The 18730-nt window shown below is 68.0% G+C and carries 13 protein-coding genes; all 13 read right to left on the bottom strand.

Annotated features, from left to right (window positions below; all coding sequences use genetic code 11):
- Window positions 1–86: 86 nt before the first annotated feature.
- Entirely contained in the window at window positions 87–416 is a 330-nt protein-coding gene (locus AB0F01_RS06665) for a hypothetical protein (RefSeq protein WP_362090586.1), read from the bottom strand.
- Window positions 417–571: 155 nt separating this feature from the next.
- Window positions 572–1498 (bottom strand): hypothetical protein, encoded by a 927-nt coding sequence (locus AB0F01_RS06660; RefSeq protein ID WP_362090584.1) that lies wholly within the window; start codon window positions 1496–1498, stop codon window positions 572–574.
- Window positions 1499–1675: 177 nt separating this feature from the next.
- Window positions 1676–2869 carry an elongation factor Tu gene (gene tuf / locus AB0F01_RS06655; RefSeq protein WP_164350660.1) on the bottom strand — a complete coding sequence of 398 codons (1194 nt, stop codon included), beginning with the start codon at window positions 2867–2869 and terminating at the stop codon, window positions 1676–1678.
- Window positions 2870–3039: 170 nt separating this feature from the next.
- Window positions 3040–5166 carry an elongation factor G gene (fusA, locus tag AB0F01_RS06650; RefSeq protein WP_362090582.1) on the bottom strand — a complete coding sequence of 709 codons (2127 nt, stop codon included), beginning with the start codon at window positions 5164–5166 and terminating at the stop codon, window positions 3040–3042.
- Window positions 5167–5205: 39 nt separating this feature from the next.
- Window positions 5206–5676, bottom strand: coding sequence for a 30S ribosomal protein S7 (gene rpsG, locus AB0F01_RS06645; protein ID WP_003998848.1), 471 nt, complete (start codon window positions 5674–5676; stop codon window positions 5206–5208).
- A 2-nt stretch (window positions 5677–5678) separates the two neighbouring features.
- Entirely contained in the window at window positions 5679–6050 is a 372-nt protein-coding gene (gene rpsL, locus AB0F01_RS06640; RefSeq protein ID WP_003948652.1) for a 30S ribosomal protein S12, read from the bottom strand.
- Window positions 6051–6321: 271 nt separating this feature from the next.
- Entirely contained in the window at window positions 6322–6879 is a 558-nt protein-coding gene (locus AB0F01_RS06635) for a DUF1707 and DUF4190 domain-containing protein (RefSeq protein ID WP_362090580.1), read from the bottom strand.
- A 369-nt stretch (window positions 6880–7248) separates the two neighbouring features.
- A complete protein-coding gene (locus AB0F01_RS06630) occupies window positions 7249–11160 on the bottom strand; it encodes a DNA-directed RNA polymerase subunit beta' (RefSeq protein WP_362090578.1) in 3912 nt (1303 codons plus the stop codon).
- A gap of 111 nt (window positions 11161–11271) precedes the next feature.
- On the bottom strand, window positions 11272–14757 hold the full coding sequence (rpoB, locus tag AB0F01_RS06625) for a DNA-directed RNA polymerase subunit beta (protein ID WP_362090576.1): 3486 nt from the start codon (window positions 14755–14757) through the stop codon (window positions 11272–11274).
- 599 nt (window positions 14758–15356) lie between these two features.
- Complete coding sequence (rplL, locus tag AB0F01_RS06620) at window positions 15357–15743, bottom strand: 50S ribosomal protein L7/L12 (protein ID WP_362090574.1); 387 nt, start codon at window positions 15741–15743, stop codon at window positions 15357–15359.
- Window positions 15744–15857: 114 nt separating this feature from the next.
- Window positions 15858–16388: a 50S ribosomal protein L10 gene (gene rplJ, locus AB0F01_RS06615; protein ID WP_164334174.1), complete on the bottom strand. Its 531-nt coding sequence runs from the start codon at window positions 16386–16388 to the stop codon at window positions 15858–15860.
- Window positions 16389–16712: 324 nt separating this feature from the next.
- Window positions 16713–17543 (bottom strand): DUF1396 domain-containing protein, encoded by an 831-nt coding sequence (locus AB0F01_RS06610; protein WP_362090571.1) that lies wholly within the window; start codon window positions 17541–17543, stop codon window positions 16713–16715.
- 208 nt (window positions 17544–17751) lie between these two features.
- Window positions 17752–18651, bottom strand: a complete 900-nt coding sequence (locus tag AB0F01_RS06605) for a hypothetical protein (protein ID WP_362092463.1) — start codon at window positions 18649–18651, stop codon at window positions 17752–17754.
- Window positions 18652–18730: the final 79 nt, after the last annotated feature.

The following is an 18730-nucleotide window of genomic DNA, read 5'->3' as shown; positions in this document are numbered from 1 at the left end:
GCTGACCAACCCGACGGGCGAACCGACCGGCCCCGGGCGCACCCTGACGACGCGCCCGGGGCCGGACGGCCGTGCAGAACACCCTGTCAGCCAGCGCTTCCCGGCCTCTCCCCGGCCGCCGCGAAGACCTCCGTCATCGAGGTGGCGGCAATGGCCCGGCTGAGCCACAGATCCAGCACGCCGAGGTCATCACAGCTCTCGATACGCTCCCGGTCCCCCTCGGTCACCTCGACGCCCCGATGACGCAACAGCAGAAGGAGCGCACTCACCAGCCCCTCGGCCAGCCCCTCGGCCCGACCCTTCTCACGGCCCTCTTTACGGCCCTCCTGCCGGCCCTCCTGCCGGCCCTCCTCGCGGCCCTCCTGCCGGAGCTTCTGCGCGGTCTGCGACTGGAAGAAGGAGAGGTCGACGGCCATGAGATGCCTCCAGAGATCCGCGGCCCGGGACATGCCGAGGCCTTGTTCGTCCGTGCAGCCGACGCGCTCCGCGAGCTGCTCCCCGCCGTCACCCACCGCCCCCTCCGCCGCCAAGTGCGACGCCCCGGAGCCGGACGGCCGTGCAGAACGCCCCGTCAGTCAGCGCTTCCCGGCCTCTCCCCGGCCGCCGCGAAGACCTCCGTCATCGAGGTGGCGGCAATGGCACGGGTGAGCCACAGATCCAGCACGCCGAGGTCATCACAGCTCTCGATACGCTCCCGGTCCCCCTCGGTCACCTCGACGCCCCGATGACGCAACAGCAGAAGGAGGGCACTCGCCAGCCCCTCGGCCCGACCCTCCTCGCGGCCCTCCTCACGGCCCTCCTGCCGGAGCTTCTGCGCGGTCTGCGACTGGAAGAAGGAGAGGTCGACGGCCATGAGATGCCTCCAGAGATCCGCGGCCCGGGACGTGCCGAGGCCTTGTTCCGTGAGTTCGATGAAGGTGCCGGCGGTGGTCTCGTCGTCGGCCGACAGGCTTTTCAGCGCCTTTGCCAACGCGTTCAGTATGGCATCGGCTTCCGGCTCGCAACGGTGAAGAGCGGCCGAGAGAATCGTGAGCGGAATGTCCCGGGCGGCTTCGTCGGGGCTGTCGATCACCGGCACGTCGTTCGGCCCCAGGACCAGCGGTCGCAGGGTGAGGGCGGGCCACTGACGGGGGCCGATGTCGAACTGCTGGGCAGCCCAGGAAGCCGTCTTCCGGTCGGGGCAGACGACGAGCAGCACCGGTGGGATGCCGTACTTGGCGTACACGTGGGAGAGGTAGTAGGCCCAGCTGGCGGGCTTGTCCGCGCTGGGCGCGCTCTGCGACTCGACCGCCAGCACGAAACTGCCGTCCTCGGTCTCCATGCGCAGCAAGGTGTCCACCCGACGCTCCAACGGCCGCGTCTCCGTGAGGTCGGTGGAGAGTTCGGACGCGGACAAGGGTGGGGGGAAGGCGACGCCGAGATTCCTGGCGGCGCGTGCGAAGAGGCCCGGTTCCTGCTGGAAGATCCGGTGCAGGGCCTCATGGGATGAGCTGACCATGGCGCAAAACTATGGGCGCCGGCGGGTCCGCTTCGCGCAGATGCGCCATGCGTCCCGCGAACGAGTGGTCCGCACAGCAGGGAGCTGACGCCACAACGCAAGAGGGCCCGCACGACCGAAGTCGTGCGGGCCCTCCCAGGTGCTCGCAGCAGGAGCTACCAGGTCAGATCAGCAAGCTCACTTGTTGATCTTGGTGACCTGGCCGGCGCCCACGGTCCGGCCACCCTCACGGATGGCGAACTTCAGGCCCTCCTCCATGGCGACGGGCTGGATGAGCTCCACCTTCATCTCGGTGTTGTCACCCGGCATGACCATCTCGGTGCCCTCGGGGAGGGTCACGACGCCGGTCACGTCCGTCGTGCGGAAGTAGAACTGCGGGCGGTAGTTGTTGAAGAACGGGGTGTGGCGGCCACCCTCGTCCTTCGACAGGATGTAGGCCTGGGCCTCGAACTCGGTGTGCGGGGTGACCGAGCCCGGCTTGATGATGACCTGGCCGCGCTCGACGTCCTCGCGCTTGATGCCGCGGAGCAGCAGACCGACGTTCTCACCGGCCTGGCCCTCGTCGAGCAGCTTGCGGAACATCTCGATGCCGGTGACCGTGGTGGTGGTCTTCTCCGGCTTGATGCCGATGATGTCGACGGTCTCGTTGACCTTGAGGACACCACGCTCGATGCGGCCGGTGACGACCGTACCGCGACCGGTGATGGTGAAGACGTCCTCGATCGGCATCAGGAACGGCTTGTCGACGTCACGCTCGGGCTCGGGGATGGACTCGTCCACGGCCTTCATGAGCTCGAGGACGGAGTTGCCCCACTCCTTGTCGCCCTCGAGGGCCTTCAGAGCGGAGACCTTGACGACCGGAACCTCGTCGCCCGGGAACTCGTACTCGGAGAGGAGCTCACGCACCTCGAGCTCGACGAGCTCCAGGATCTCCTCGTCGTCCACCATGTCGGCCTTGTTCAGGGCGACGACGATGTACGGAACGCCGACCTGGCGGGCCAGGAGCACGTGCTCCTTGGTCTGCGGCATCGGGCCGTCGGTCGCGGCGACCACGAGGATCGCGCCGTCCATCTGGGCGGCACCGGTGATCATGTTCTTGATGTAGTCCGCGTGACCGGGGCAGTCGACGTGGGCGTAGTGACGCGACTCGGTCTGGTACTCGACGTGCGAGATCGAGATCGTGATACCACGCTGGCGCTCTTCCGGCGCCTTGTCGATCATGTCGAAGGCCGAGGCCTCGTTCAGGTCGGGGTACGCGTCGTGCAGCACCTTGGTAATGGCGGCCGTGAGGGTCGTCTTACCGTGGTCGATGTGACCGATGGTGCCGATGTTGACGTGCGGCTTAGTCCGCTCGAACTTCGCCTTCGCCACTGGGGTCCTCCTGTGGAGTGGTTCTGTACGCCTTACTTCATCGGCGCCAGGTGATCTGTGCTGGGAAACCCGGGCCCGGGGTGTCCCGCCAGGATGGCGGCGGGACACCCACCTGCAAGCTCCGGGGTCAAGCCTAAGGCGTGGGGACGCCCTCCGTTAAACGGAGCCCGTCACTCGCCCTTGGCCTTCGCGATGATCTCCTCGGCGACGTTCCGCGGAACCTCGGCGTAGGAGTCGAACTGCATCGAGTAGCTTGCGCGACCCGACGTCTTGCTGCGGAGGTCTCCGACGTAGCCGAACATCTCCGACAGGGGCACCAGGCCCTTCACGACGCGGGCACCGGCGCGCTCCTCCATGGCCTGGATCTGGCCACGGCGGGAGTTGATGTCGCCGATGACCTCACCCATGTAGTCCTCGGGCGTGGTGACCTCGACGGCCATCATCGGCTCCAGGAGCACGGGGCTGGCCTTGCGCGCGGCCTCCTTGAAGGCCTGCGAACCGGCGATCTTGAACGCGAGCTCGGAGGAGTCCACCTCGTGGTAGGCACCGTCGAGCAGCGTCACGCGGACACCGGTCATCTCGTAGCCGGCGAGGATGCCGAACTGCATGGCCTCCTGCGCACCGGCGTCCACCGAAGGGATGTACTCCTTCGGCACGCGGCCACCGGTCACCTTGTTGACGAACTCGTACGAGGCGTCGCCGCCCTCGATCGGCTCGATCGCGATGATGACGCGGGCGAACTGGCCGGTACCACCCGTCTGCTTCTTGTGGGTGAACTCGACCTTCTCGACCGACTTGCGGATGGTCTCGCGGTACGCGACCTGCGGCTTGCCGACGTTGGCCTCGACCTTGAACTCACGGCGCATGCGGTCGACCAGCACCTCGAGGTGCAGCTCGCCCATGCCGCCGATGATGGTCTGGCCGGTCTCCTCGTCCGAGTGGACCTGGAAGGAGGGGTCCTCCTCGGCCAGGCGCTGGATCGCGACGCCGAGCTTCTCCTGGTCGCCCTTCGACTTGGGCTCGATGGCGACCTGGATGACCGGGGCCGGGAAGTCCATGGACTCCAGGATCACCGGGTTCTTGTCGTCGGACAGCGTCTCACCGGTGGTGGTCTGCTTCAGGCCCATGACGGCGACGATGTCGCCGGCGCCCACCGACTCGATCTCCTCACGCTTGTTGGCGTGCATGCGGTAGATCTTGCCGATGCGCTCCTTCTTGCCCTTCACGGAGTTCAGCACCTGGGTGCCGGACTCCAGACGGCCGGAGTACACGCGGACGAAGGTGAGCTTGCCGAGGTGCGGGTCGCTCATGATCTTGAACGCGAGGGCGGCGAGGGGCTCCTCGTCCGACGGCTTGCGCTCGATGACCTTCTCCGCGTCCTTGACGTCGTGGCCCTCGATGGCCTCGACGTCGAGCGGGGAGGGCAGGTAGCGCACGACCGCGTCGAGCAGGGGCTGCACGCCCTTGTTCTTGAACGCGGTGCCGCAGAACACGGGGGTGACGGTGGTGCCGCCGCCCTTGCCGGACGCGATGGTGATCCGACGGATGGCCGCGTAGAGCTGCTCCGCGGTGGGCTCGGTGCCCTCCAGGTACAGCTCCATCAGCTCTTCGTCGTTCTCCGCGACGGCCTCGAGCAGCTTGCCGCGCCACTCCTCGGCGGCCTCGGTGTGCGTGGCCGGGATGTCGACGGTGTCGTACATCTCGCCCTTGGTCGCCTCGGCGGACCAGACGAAGGCCTTCATCGTCACGAGGTCGACGACGCCCTTGAAGTCGGACTCGGCGCCGATCGGCAGCTGCATGACCAGCGGCTGCGCACCCAGGCGGTCGGAGATCATGTCGACGCAGCGGTGGAACTCGGCACCGGTGCGGTCGAGCTTGTTCACGAAGCAGATACGCGGAACGCCGTAGCGGTCCGCCTGACGCCACACCGTCTCGGACTGCGGCTCGACACCGGCCACGCCGTCGAACACCGTGACGGCACCGTCGAGGACGCGCAGCGAGCGCTCCACCTCGACGGTGAAGTCGACGTGGCCCGGGGTGTCGATGATGTTGATGGTGTGGTCGATGTTCTCAAGCGGCCAGTGACAGGTGGTCGCAGCAGAGGTGATCGTGATGCCACGCTCCTGCTCCTGCTCCATCCAGTCCATGGTCGCGGAGCCCTCGTGCGTCTCACCGATCTTGTAGGAGACGCCCGTGTAGAACAGGATCCGCTCGGTGGTGGTCGTCTTGCCCGCGTCGATGTGGGCCATGATCCCGATGTTGCGGACCTTGGCCAGGTCAAGCGAAGTGGTAGCCATAAGGCTTCAGTCTTCTCTCGGTTTCGAAGGGGGTTTCGACTACCAGCGGTAGTGGGCGAAGGCCTTGTTGGACTCGGCCATCTTGTGCGTGTCCTCGCGCTTCTTCACAGCGGCACCGAGGCCGTTGGAGGCGTCGAGGAGCTCGTTCAGCAGACGCTCGGTCATGGTCTTCTCGCGACGGGCGCGGGAGTAACCGACCAGCCAGCGCAGCGCCAGGGTGTTGGCACGGCCGGGCTTGACCTCGACCGGCACCTGGTAGGTGGCGCCACCGACACGGCGGGACTTGACCTCGAGGGTCGGCTTGATGTTCTCGAGAGCGCGCTTCAGCGTGATGACCGGGTCGTTGCCGGTCTTCTCGCGCAGGCCCTCCATGGCGCCGTAGACGATGCGCTCGGCGGTGGAGCGCTTGCCGTTCAGCAGCACCTTGTTGATCAGGGAGGTCACCAGAGGAGAACCGTAGACCGGGTCGATGATGACCGGGCGCTTCGGGGCGGGGCCCTTACGAGGCATTCTTACTTCTCCTTCTTGGCGCCGTAACGGCTGCGAGCCTGCTTGCGGTTCTTGACACCCTGGGTGTCGAGCGAGCCGCGGATGATCTTGTAGCGAACACCCGGCAGGTCCTTCACACGGCCGCCGCGCACGAGCACGATGGAGTGCTCCTGCAGGTTGTGTCCCTCACCCGGGATGTAGGCCGTGACCTCGATGCCGCTGGTCAGACGCACACGCGCGACCTTACGCAGGGCCGAGTTCGGCTTCTTCGGGGTGGTGGTGAACACACGCGTGCAGACGCCACGACGCTGGGGCGAACCCTCGAGTGCGGGCGTCTTGTTCTTCTCGACCTTGTCCTGCCGGCCCTTGCGGACCAGCTGCTGGATCGTAGGCACTACTTCTCCGGTTTCTGTGTGCCGATTGGTACAGCTAACCTGGAACGTCACCGACCCACGCGGTCGGGTGTGTCGAATCACGCGGACTCCCGCCGCAAGGCAGAAAGAATGCGCAGATTGCGGTGGCCGTTCACAGCCCTCAGTGCGGTGGAAAGGCACGCACGAAGGCCAGGGCACACCCCAGGCACAAGGTCTGAGCGTACCTATCGCATTCGCTGCGGTCAAAACAAATGGGCCATGCCCCCGGCCTCGTCAAGGGCGTGTCCGCGTCTCAGCCCGTCGAGGTGAGCGCCAGCGCGAACGACACCATGAACAGCAGGACCCAGCCGGCCGTGGACAGCCAGCCGAGCACCAGTCCGACGAGCGCGAACCCGTCGCCCTCGTCACCGGTCCGCCGGATCTCGGAGCGCGCCGAATGGCCCAGGATGATCGCCGGAATGCCGGTGAGTCCGGCCGTGAAGATGCAGAGCCCGCCGCAGACGGCCGCCGCCACCGCCTTGCCGTTCGTCCGGGGCCTCGGCGGCACCGGCAGGAAGGCCGGAGGAACGCCCATGGGGGGCGCCGGGTGCGCCACCGGCCCCTGGGGCAGGTCGGCCACCAGCAGGGCCAGTTCGCCCACCGTACGGGCCGCGTAGGCCCGTGCCACGCGCCGGTCGAACTCGGACTTCTCCAGCCGGCCCTCGCCGTACCCGGACCGGAGCACGTCGACGGCCCGCTCCCGGTCGGCGTGCGAGGCCAGCATCGGGGAGCCGGCCTGGCCGGCCCATGGCTGCGGGACGCCGGGCCCCTGCTGCCAGGGCTGCCACTGCGGATACGGCGAATGCGACACCGAGCACCATCTCCCCCGTTGACACCGGGTCCCTCCATCATGCGCTGGAGCGGACGTTTTCGGCACTGTTACGGACGGAAACCATGGGCCGGTCGGTTCCCGGCGCCTCCGCGCGCCCGGCGTGAGCGGAAGCACACTCCGGCGTGCGCCGGGAGTCCGGACGCCCCCCGTTCAGGCCCCGAGTCCGGCCCGAGGACCCTGCCGGCGCCCAGGCCCTCCCCCGCAGTGCCGAGGCGGGCCCCCTGCCCCCGGCCCCGGCCCGGCCCGGCCCGGCCCGGCCCCGAAAGCCTCCCGTCCCGGGCCTGCCCGCACACGCCGAGGGGCGGCCACCCCGTACGGAGTGACCGCCCCTCGGATCAAGCTGCTCGCTTACTGGTTGTACGGACCGTAGTCGTAGTCCTCCAGCGGAACGGCCTGGCCGGAGCCGGTGCCGAACGGCGAGTAGTCGATGTCGTCGTAGCCGACGGCCGAGTACATCGCGGCCTTGGCCTCCTCGGTCGGCTCGACCCGGATGTTGCGGTAGCGGGACAGACCCGTACCGGCCGGGATGAGCTTACCGATGATGACGTTCTCCTTGAGGCCGATGAGGCTGTCGGACTTGGCGTTGATCGCCGCGTCCGTCAGCACTCGGGTCGTCTCCTGGAAGGAGGCGGCCGACAGCCAGGACTCCGTCGCCAGCGAGGCCTTGGTGATACCCATCAGCTGCGGACGACCCGAGGCCGGGTGACCGCCCTCCTGGACCACACGACGGTTCTCGGTCTCGAACTTCGACCGCTCGACCAGCTCGCCGGGCAGCAGCTCCGCGTCGCCCGACTCGATGATCGTCACCCGGCGCAGCATCTGCCGGATGATGATCTCGATGTGCTTGTCGTGGATCGACACGCCCTGCGAGTTGTAGACCTTCTGGACCTCGCCGACCAGGTGGACCTGGACGGCACGCTGACCCAGGATGCGCAGCACGTCGTGCGGGTTGGTGGCACCCACGGTGAGCTTCTGGCCCACCTCGACGTGGTCGCCCTCGCCGACCAGCAGACGGGAGCGCTTGGAGATCGGGTAGGCCGTCTCGTCGCTGCCGTCGTCGGGCGTGACGACGATCTTCTTGGTCTTCTCGGTCTCCTCGATCCGGATGCGGCCGGCCGCCTCGGAGATCGGGGCGACACCCTTCGGGGTACGGGCCTCGAAGAGCTCGACGACACGCGGCAGACCCTGGGTGATGTCGTCACCGGCCACACCACCGGTGTGGAAGGTACGCATCGTCAGCTGGGTGCCGGGCTCACCGATGGACTGGGCGGCGATGATGCCGACCGCCTCACCGATGTCGACCAGCTTGCCGGTGGCCAGCGAACGGCCGTAGCACATGGCGCAGGTGCCGACGGCGGACTCGCAGGTCAGGACCGAGCGGGTCTTGACCTCCGCGACGCCGCGGCCCACGAGCTCCTCGATGAGCACGTCGCCCAGGTCCGTGCCGGCCGGGGCCAGCACCGAGCCGTCGACCACGATGTCCTCGGCGAGGCAGCGCGCGTACACGGAGGTCTCGACGTTCTCCGTCTTGCGCAGCGAACCGTCCTCGAGGCGGTCGGCGATCCGCAGCTTGAGGCCACGGTCGGTGCCGCAGTCCTCCTCGCGGATGATGACGTCCTGGGAGACGTCGACCAGACGACGGGTGAGGTAACCCGAGTCGGCGGTCCGCAGGGCGGTGTCCGCCAGACCCTTACGGGCACCGTGCGTGGAGATGAAGTACTCCAGCACGGACAGGCCCTCACGGAACGACGCCTTGATCGGACGCGGGATCGTCTCGTTCTTCGCGTTCGACACCAGACCACGCATACCGGCGATCTGACGCATCTGCATCATGTTGCCTCGTGCACCCGAGTTCACCATCATGAAGATCGGGTTGGTCTTCGGGAAGTTGTCGTTCATCGCCTCGGCGACCTCGTTGGTCGCCTTGGTCCAGATCGCGATGAGCTCCTGCGTGCGCTCGTCCTTGGTGATCAGACCGCGCTCGTACTGCTTCTGGACCTTCTCGTCCTGCGCCTCGTAGCCGCGGACGATCTCCTTCTTCGCCTCGGGGACGACGACGTCGGAGATCGCGACGGTGACGCCGGAGCGGGTGGCCCAGTAGAAGCCGGCCGACTTCAGGTTGTCGAGCGTCGCCGCCACGATGACCTTCGGGTAGCGCTCGGCGAGGTCGTTGACGATCTCGGAGAGCTGCTTCTTGCCGACCTCGTAGTCGACGAACGGGTAGTCCTCGGGCAGCAGCTCGTTGAAGAGCGCGCGGCCCAGGGTCGTCGTCAGCCGGAACGGGTCGCCCTGCTGCCACTCGGCACCGCCGACGGGCTCGCCGTCCTCGCCCACCGGCGGGGTCCAGCCGCGCGGCGGGATGGTGCCGACCGGGAAGCGGACGTCGATCTTCGACTGGAGCGACAGCTCGCCCGCGTCGAAGGCCATGATCGCCTCGGCGACCGAGGCGAACGACCGGCCCTCACCCTTCAGCTCGCGCATCTCGCCGTCGGTGGTGAGGAAGAACAGACCGAGGACCATGTCCTGGGTCGGCATCGTCACCGGACGGCCGTCGGCGGGCTTGAGGATGTTGTTCGAGGACAGCATCAGGATGCGGGCCTCGGCCTGCGCCTCCGCGGACAGCGGCAGGTGCACGGCCATCTGGTCACCGTCGAAGTCCGCGTTGAACGCGGTGCACACGAGCGGGTGGATCTGGATGGCCTTGCCCTCGACCAGCTGCGGCTCGAAGGCCTGGATGCCGAGGCGGTGCAGCGTGGGCGCACGGTTCAGCAGAACCGGGTGCTCCGCGATGACCTCTTCCAGCACGTCGTACACGACCGTGCGGCCGCGCTCGACCATGCGCTTGGCCGACTTGATGTTCTGCGCGTGGTTCAGGTCGACCAGGCGCTTCATCACGAACGGCTTGAACAGCTCCAGCGCCATCGCCTTCGGCAGACCGCACTGGTGCAGCTTCAGCTGCGGACCGACGACGATCACGGAACGCGCGGAGTAGTCCACGCGCTTGCCGAGCAGGTTCTGACGGAAGCGGCCCTGCTTGCCCTTGAGCATGTCGGACAGCGACTTCAGCGGACGGTTGCCGGGGCCCGTCACCGGGCGGCCACGGCGGCCGTTGTCGAAGAGCGCGTCCACGGCCTCCTGGAGCATGCGCTTCTCGTTGTTCACGATGATCTCGGGCGCGCCGAGGTCGAGAAGCCGCTTCAGGCGGTTGTTGCGGTTGATGACACGGCGGTACAGGTCGTTCAGGTCGGAGGTCGCGAAGCGGCCACCGTCCAGCTGCACCATCGGACGCAGGTCCGGCGGGATGACCGGCACGCAGTCCAGCACCATGCCCTTGGGGCTGTTGGACGTCTGCAGGAACGCGGAGACGACCTTCAGGCGCTTGAGCGCACGGGTCTTCTTCTGGCCCTTGCCGGTGCGGATGATCTCGCGGAGCCGCTCGGCCTCCTCGTCGAGGTCGAAGGACTCCAGACGCTTCTGCAGCGCCGCGGCACCCATCGAGCCGTCGAAGTACGTGCCGAAGCGGTCACGCAGCTCGCGGTAGAGCAGCTCGTCGCCCTCGAGGTCCTGGACCTTGAGGTTCTTGAACCGGTTCCACACCTCGTCGAGGCGGTCGATCTCGCGCTGCGCACGGTCGCGCAGCTGCTTCATCTCGCGCTCGGCACCCTCGCGCACCTTGCGGCGCACGTCGGCCTTGGCGCCCTCGGCCTCCAGCTCGGCGAGGTCCGTCTCGAGCTTCTTGGCGCGGGCCTCGAGGTCGGCGTCGCGGCGGTTCTCGATCTGCTGGCGCTCGACGGAGACGTGGGCCTCCAGCGAGGGCAGGTCGCGGGTGCGGCGCTCCTCGTCCACGTACGTGATCATGTACGCGGCGAAGTAGATGACCTTCTCGAGGTCCTTGGGAGCCAGGTCGAGCAGGTAGCCCAGCCGGCTCGGGACGCCCTTGAAGTACCAGATGTGCGTGACGGGCGCGGCGAGCTCGATGTGGCCCATCCGCTCACGGCGCACCTTGGCGCGCGTGACCTCGACGCCACAGCGCTCGCAGATGATGCCCTTGAAGCGGACGCGCTTGTACTTGCCGCAGTAGCACTCCCAGTCCCGGGTCGGACCGAAGATCTTCTCGCAGAAGAGTCCGTCCTTCTCCGGCTTGAGGGTGCGGTAGTTGATGGTCTCGGGCTTCTTGACCTCGCCGTGGCTCCACTGACGGATGTCGTCAGCGGTGGCCAGGCCGATCCGGAGCTCGTCGAAGAAGTTGACGTCGAGCACTATGCGTCAATCCCTCTCAGGGTCGTAAGTCATGGGGTCTGAAACGGGGTCCTGGGGCCGGTCCGGAGGTTCAGGGAAATTCATCGCTGAACCTCCGGACCGCGGCTCCCGTCAGACCTCTTCGACGCTGCTCGGCTCGCGCCGCGACAGGTCGATGCCGAGCTCCTCCGCAGCGCGGAAGACGTCCTCGTCGGTGTCACGCATCTCGATGGACATACCGTCGCTGGACAGCACCTCCACGTTCAGGCACAGGGACTGCATCTCCTTGATGAGCACCTTGAAGGACTCGGGGATGCCGGGCTCGGGGATGTTCTCGCCCTTGACGATGGCCTCGTAGACCTTCACGCGGCCGGTGACGTCGTCGGACTTGATGGTCAGCAGCTCCTGGAGCGCGTAGGCGGCGCCGTACGCCTCGAGCGCCCACACCTCCATCTCGCCGAACCGCTGGCCACCGAACTGAGCCTTACCGCCCAGCGGCTGCTGGGTGATCATGGAGTAGGGACCGGTCGAGCGGGCGTGCAGCTTGTCGTCGACCAGGTGGTGCAGCTTGAGGATGTACATGAAGCCGACCGAGATCGGCTCCGGGAACGGCTCGCCGGAGCGGCCGTCGTACAGCCTCGCCTTGCCGGACGGGAGCACCATGCGCTCGCCGTCGCGGTTGGGGATGGTGTGCTGCAGCAGGCCCGCCAGCTCGTCCTCGCGCGCACCGTCGAAGACGGGGGTGGCGACATTGGTGCCGGGCTCGACGCGGTCGGCGCCGATGACCTGGAGCCGCTCCGCCCACTCCTCGGCGAGACCGGAGACGTCCCAGCCGCGGCTGGCGAGCCAGCCGAGGTGGATCTCCAGGACCTGTCCGGGGTTCATCCGGGACGGGACGCCGAGCGGGTTGAGGATGATGTCGACCGGGGTGCCGTCCTCCAGGAACGGCATGTCCTCGATCGGCAGGATCTTGGAGATGACGCCCTTGTTGCCGTGGCGGCCGGCGAGCTTGTCACCGTCGGTGATCTTGCGCTTCTGCGCGACGTAGACGCGCACCAGCTGGTTGACACCGGGGGGAAGCTCGTCGCCCTCCTCGCGGTCGAAGACGCGGACGCCGATGACCTTGCCGGTCTCGCCGTGCGGCACCTTCAGCGAGGTGTCGCGGACCTCACGGGCCTTCTCACCGAAGATCGCGCGCAGCAGGCGCTCCTCGGGCGTCAGCTCGGTCTCACCCTTGGGCGTGACCTTGCCGACGAGGATGTCACCGGCGATGACCTCGGCACCGATGCGGATGATGCCGCGCTCGTCGAGGTCGGCGAGGACCTCCTCGGAGACGTTCGGGATGTCCCGGGTGATCTCCTCGGGGCCCAGCTTGGTGTCGCGGGCGTCGACCTCGTGCTCCTCGATGTGGATCGAGGAGAGGACGTCGTCCTGCACGAGGCGCTGCGACAGGATGATCGCGTCCTCGTAGTTGTGGCCCTCCCACGGCATGAACGCCACGAGCAGGTTCTTGCCGAGCGCCATCTCGCCGTTCTCGGTGGCCGGACCGTCGGCCAGGACCTGGCCCTCGATGATCCGGTCGCCCTCGCTGACGATGACCTTCTGGTTGACCGAGGTGCCCTGGTTGGAGCGGGCGAACTTGTGCAGGCGGTACGTGATGTACGTGCCGTCGTCGTTCGCGGTGGTGATGTAGTCCGCGGAGACCTCCTGGACCACACCCGCCTTCTCGGCCTTGACCACGTCGCCGGCGTCGACGGCGGAGCGGTACTCCATGCCGGTGCCGACGAGCGGGGACTCGCTCTTGATGAGCGGCACGGCCTGGCGCATCATGTTCGCGCCCATGAGGGCACGGTTGGCGTCGTCGTGCTCGAGGAACGGGATCATGGCGGTCGCGACCGACACCATCTGGCGCGGCGAGACGTCCATGTAGTCGACGTCCTCGGGGCTGACGTAGTCGACCTCGCCGCCCTTGCGGCGGACCAGGACGCGGGCCTCGGCGAAGCGCAGGTCGTCGGTGAGCGGCGCGTTGGCCTGGGCGAGGACGAAGCGGTCCTCCTCGTCGGCGGTCAGGTAGTCCACCTGGTCGGTGACCTGGCCCTCGAAGACCTTGCGGTACGGGGTCTCGACGAAGCCGAACGCGTTGACCCGGCCGTAGGTGGCGAGCGAGCCGATCAGACCGATGTTCGGGCCTTCGGGCGTCTCGATCGGGCACATGCGGCCGTAGTGCGAGGGGTGCACGTCACGGACCTCGAAGCCGGCCCGCTCACGGGAGAGACCACCCGGGCCGAGCGCGGACAGACGACGCTTGTGCGTCAGCCCGGACAGCGGGTTGTTCTGGTCCATGAACTGGGACAGCTGGCTGGTGCCGAAGAACTCCTTGATGGAGGCGACGACCGGCCGGATGTTGATCAGGGTCTGCGGCGTGATCGCCTCGACGTCCTGCGTGGTCATGCGCTCGCGGACGACGCGCTCCATGCGCGCCAGGCCCGTGCGGACCTGGTTCTGGATCAGCTCGCCGACGCTGCGCAGGCGGCGGTTGCCGAAGTGGTCGATGTCGTCGGTCTCGACGACGACCGGCTGGCCGTTGTCGCCGACGGTCTCGATCTCACCGGCGTGGAGCTTCACCAGGTACTTGATCGTCGCGATGATGTCGTCGACGGTCAGGACACCGGCGTCGAGCTGCGTGTCCGTGCCCAGCTTCTTGTTGACCTTGTAGCGGCCGACCTTGGCCAGGTCGTAGCGCTTGGGGTTGAAGTAGAGGTTCTCGAGCAGCGTCTGCGCGGCCTCACGGGTGGGGGGCTCGCCCGGACGCAGCTTGCGGTAGATGTCGAGCAGCGCGTCGTCCTGGCCCTGGGTGTGGTCCTTCTCCAGGGTGGCGCGCATCGACTCGTACTCGCCGAACTCCTCGAGGATCTGCTCGGTGGTCCAGCCGAGCGCCTTGAGCAGGACGGTGACGGACTGCTTGCGCTTGCGGTCGACGCGGACGCCGACCATGTCGCGCTTGTCGATCTCCATCTCCAGCCAGGCACCCCGGGACGGGATGATCTTGGCGGAGAAGATGTCCTTGTCGGACGTCTTGTCGATGCTGGAGTCGAAGTACACGCCGGGCGAACGGACCAGCTGCGACACCACGACACGCTCGGTGCCGTTGATGACGAACGTGCCCTTGTTCGTCATGAGCGGGAAGTCGCCCATGAAGACGGTCTGGGACTTGATCTCGCCGGTCTCGTTGTTGGTGAACTCGGCCGTGACGAAGAGCGGGGCGGCGTACGTGAAGTCGCGCTCCTTGCACTCGTCGATGGAGTTCTTCGGCGGCTCGAAGCGGTGGTCGCGGAAGGTCAGCGACATCGACCCGGAGAAGTCCTCGATCGGGGAGATCTCCTCGAAGATCTCCTCCAGACCGGACTTGGTGGGGACGTCCTGACCGTTGTCCAGAGCCTGCTCGACGCGAGCCTTCCAGGCGTCGTTGCCGAGCAGCCAGTCGAAGCTCTCGGTCTGGAGCGCGAGAAGGTTCGGAACCTCGAGGGGCTCCTTGATCTTTGCAAAGGAGATGCGCAGCGGGGCGGTGCTGGCGCCGTTGTTCGTATTCGCGGTCGAGGCAGTGCGCGAGGCGGCCAAGAGGGGGTCCTTCCGAGGGCTCGGACTCACTACGCGCGTACCGGCCCCCCACTGTGCACGGACCTGGAGCCCTCTGATGAGGCCCGGAAAGGCCAGGTCAGAGATGGTCCAATCATCTGTGCTCGAGCGAGGGCATGCCCCTGGTGACGGGCAGGGGACAGCTAACAGGCAGCGCAAAGGGTCAGTGTAGCCACTTGGCACACTGATGTCCAGTGCGGGTTTTCGAGACCCTCGGAGGCCCTCGTTGTTCTCAACTCCTGCGACAAGGCGCTGCCCTCAACGCACCGTGATACTGCCCTCTTCGCCGTCGATCCATGCCTCGGATTCGGATCCTTGTGACGACGCGTCCTGAGAATTGCGCGCTGCGTGCGGTTCGTCAAGGCCCCCCTTGCCCGGGCCCTCGTCCACCGGGCGACCCCTGGCGGCCCGTCGAGGCACATCAAAGATCACCATACCCCCCGCCGTCCCGGGGGCAAGGCAGCCGCCGCCGGGCCCTCAGACACGGAAAAGCGACCACCCGGATGGATGATCGCTCTTCCGTGCTGACGCGTTACACATCCCGTGGGACGTGCTGCGGATCCTGCCGGATCCGCGAGGTCTTACTTGACCTCGACCGAGGCGCCGGCGCCCTTGAGGGACTCGGCGGCCTTCTCGGCCTGCTCCTTGTTGACCTTCTCGAGGACCGGCTTCGGGGTGCCGTCGACGAGGTCCTTGGCCTCCTTCAGACCCAGCGAGGTCAGCTCACGCACGACCTTGATGACCTGGATCTTCTTGTCGCCGGCGCCGGTGAGGATGACGTCGAACTCGTCCTTCTCCTCCTCGGCCGGGGCAGCCGGGCCGGCCTGGCCCGGGCCCGCGACGGCCACGGCCGCGGCGGCGGCGGTGACGTCGAACTTCTCCTCGAAGGCCTTCACGAACTCGGAGAGCTCGATGAGGGTCATCTCCTCGAACTGGGCAAGCAGCTCGTCCTGGGTGAGCTTCGCCATGATGGCGGTCCTTCCACTAAATCGGCAGGTGCCGGATGTACTGGGTGAGGCGGGCGTACGTCGGGCCCGCAACGACCCTCACCCGATGCGGTGAGGATCGGTCAGCGAGCCGAATTACTCGGCACCGCCCTGCTCGTCCTGCTTGGCACGAAGCGCGTCCACGGTGCGGACCAGCTTCGACGGGAGCGCCTGGAACACCTGGGCAGCCTGGGTCTGCTTGCCCTTGAAGGCGCCCGCCAGCTTGGCGAGCAGAACCTCGCGGGACTCGAGGTCCGCGAGCTTCTTGATCTCGTCGGCGGACATCGCCTTGCCGTCAAGGACACCGCCCTTGATGACGAGATTCGGGTTGTCCTTGGCGAAGTCACGAAGACCCTTCGCCGACTCCACCGGGTCACCGGTGACGAAGGCGACTGCCGTCGGACCGTTGAACAGGTCGTCCAGCGTCGAGATCCCGGCCTCGTTGGCCGCAATCTTGGTCAGCGTGTTCTTCACCACGGCGTACTGGGCGTTCTCACCGAGCGAACGGCGCAGCTGCTTGAGCTGGGCCACGGTGAGACCGCGGTACTCGGTCAGCACGGCAGCGCTGGAGTTGCGGAACTGGTCCGTCAACTCGGCCACTGCGGCAGCCTTGTCGGGCCTCGCCATAGAGCCTCGGCCTCCTTCCGGGTGATTCGGACCGCGCGGACCCGAAGGAGGACTGGGGAAAACGAAACGCCCCGGCGCAGGCGCACGGGGCGAGGCTCCACCGGTTCCGGCACCGCCTTGCGGCAGCGTCGACGTCCGGGAGCTCTTCCACAGTCACCTGCGCGGGTCGTCCGCAGTTCAGCGGATCCTTCGGCCACCGCGCCCTCTCGCGAGCGCACGGCAACGACCAGCGGTCTTTGGCTTCCTCAGGAGAGTACGGGAACGGCTCGCCGGGAGGCAAATCCGTTCCCCTGCCCCACGGCGGCCGGGGAGCGGACCGGCGGATCAGCCCTCCCCGAGACCCTCCAGCAGCTCCTCCAGGTCGGCGGTCTCACCGGCCGGCGGTGCCTCGACGGTGACGGGCTTGTTCACGTCGTGGAAGGTGATGGTCATGTCCAGCGGTCCGCCCGTGGCGTCGCCGCGCATCCGGAACCGCTTGGTGCGGTCCTCACCGTCCACCCACAGGTCCATGGTGAGCTCGTCCACACCCATGTCCTCGTACCGCTCGATGTTCTTCTCGCCGCGCTCGGCAGCCGCCGCGTCCTTCTTCTTCAGCGAGGCGCGCAGGTCGTCGAGCGTGACGGTGCCCGAGTACCGGGTGGTCTCGACGCCGTCGACCTTCTCCGTGCCGGCCTCTTCCACGTCCTTGGCGCCGGTGAGGAACCCGGCCTCGCCCGCCGGGTCCTGCTGGGCCCGGTCCGCGGCACCCCGGTCGGTCAGCGCCCCGTCGGCACCCGTCGCGGCCAGGTCGAACTTCATCCACCTCTTTCCGTCCATCTCCTCGGCCATGCCGGCGCCGCCGCCGATGTACATGACCTCGTCGACGAGGCGGATCTCGACGGTGCCGTCCGCGCCCTGGTCCAGCGCCCTCATCTTCATGCCCATGGCCGGCTCGGGCTTGAGCCGCATCACGGCCTCCCCCTCGACCCGGCCCTGCTCGGGCACCTCGCCGGTCAGGGTGTAGCGGAACGAGGTGAGGTCCCCGGTGCTCTTCGCCGCCTTGGCGACGGCGGCGGCCGGGGTCATGGCGGGCGAGTCGGTGTTCTGGGAACAGCCGACGGCCCCCGCGGCGAGCAGGAGCGCGGCCAGTCCGGCAGCGGGTACGGATGACTTCACGGATCCCCCAGGTGTCGGCCCCCGACGCAACTCCCCCCGGGGAACGCATGGTTGGCACTCGATGAAGTGGGGAGGCTATCCCACCGGAACGGCAGAAGCGTCCGATTTTCCGGGGCCGGGACCGGAGCCGGAGCCGGAACTGGGGCCGGAGCTGGGGCCAGGGCCGGGGACGACCGCCCTATACGTTCCCGCCGGGTACGGGCGGTGCCTAGGGCCCGCCGGACGGCCCGCCGCCCTCGCCCACCAGGTCCTTGACGTCCCTCGTGTCCGCGGCGGGCGGCGCCACGGTCGTGACGTCCACGCCGTAGCCGGAGTAGTACGCGGTCTGGGTCAGCTCGCCCGACGCCGTGTTCGCCCTCTCCACCTTCTTCACCAGCAGGCCCCGGTCGTCGACCCAGACGTCGACGGTCTGGGTGGTGACCCCGGCGCGGGTGAGCCGGTCCCTGAGGTCGGCCAGCTGGGCGGGGTCGAGCCCGGTGCCCCGGCTGTCCGCGCCGTCGAGGGCGGCCACGTCCACGGACCCCCGGTAGTGGGTGGCCCGCTCGCCGCGCACCCGCTCGTCACCGACCCGCCGGGCGTCCCCGCAGGCCAGCAGCAGTTTCACGGAGTGGTGAGGGGCGGTGTTGCGCATCTGGTCGCCGAACTGCGCCCCGGCCCCGCCGGTGAGCCCGTCCAGGTCCCGGTAGGCGTACCGGATCCAGTGCCGTCCTCCCGCCTGAGCGGCGAAGGCGTCGCCCATGCGGGCGTAGTAGGCGTCGGGGAGGTAGCGGGCCTCCATCGAGGTGCTGCCGAGCCGGCGCATGGCCTCGGCGACGCTGCCGCCGGTGTAGGTCAGGGTGAGGGTGCCGGTCAGGCCGTCGCGCCAGGACAGCACTCCGGTGGCCTTCATCGACATCAGGGCGCCCATGGTGGTGGTCGACTCGACCCGGGCGGAGCGCGCGCGACCGGTGGCCCGCTCGGCGCTCTTCAGGGCGGCGACGGACGCCGGATCCGCCGTGCTCTCCCGGCCCTGGGAGGCGTCGTGCCCGCCGGCGGCGCGGGAGGGGGACGCGGTGGGCCCGGAGGCAGTGGTGTCGCCGGAGGAACCGGTCGTCGTGCAGGCGGACATCGCGGTGAGGCCGGTGAGTGCGGCAGCCGCCGCCAGCGCGAGACCGGTGCGGCGCACCGAGATGATCGTCGTCGGTCCC

The organism is Streptomyces sp. NPDC029526 (assembly GCF_040637405.1).
GTDB lineage: Bacteria > Actinomycetota > Actinomycetes > Streptomycetales > Streptomycetaceae > Streptomyces.
This window is presented reverse-complemented; position numbering and strand designations above follow the sequence as displayed.

Excerpts from the sequence above, each read along its gene's own strand:
- rpsG (WP_003998848.1), bottom strand. The coding sequence starts at position 5,676 with ATGCCTCGTAAGGGCCCCGCCCCGAAGCGCCCGGTCATCATCGACCCG.
- fusA (WP_362090582.1), bottom strand. The coding sequence starts at position 5,166 with ATGGCTACCACTTCGCTTGACCTGGCCAAGGTCCGCAACATCGGGATC.
- rplL (WP_362090574.1), bottom strand. The coding sequence starts at position 15,743 with ATGGCGAAGCTCACCCAGGACGAGCTGCTTGCCCAGTTCGAGGAGATG.
- AB0F01_RS06605 (WP_362092463.1), bottom strand. The coding sequence starts at position 18,651 with ATGTCCGCCTGCACGACGACCGGTTCCTCCGGCGACACCACTGCCTCC.
- AB0F01_RS06665 (WP_362090586.1), bottom strand. The coding sequence starts at position 416 with ATGGCCGTCGACCTCTCCTTCTTCCAGTCGCAGACCGCGCAGAAGCTC.
- AB0F01_RS06660 (WP_362090584.1), bottom strand. The coding sequence starts at position 1,498 with ATGGTCAGCTCATCCCATGAGGCCCTGCACCGGATCTTCCAGCAGGAA.
- rplJ (WP_164334174.1), bottom strand. The coding sequence starts at position 16,388 with ATGGCGAGGCCCGACAAGGCTGCCGCAGTGGCCGAGTTGACGGACCAG.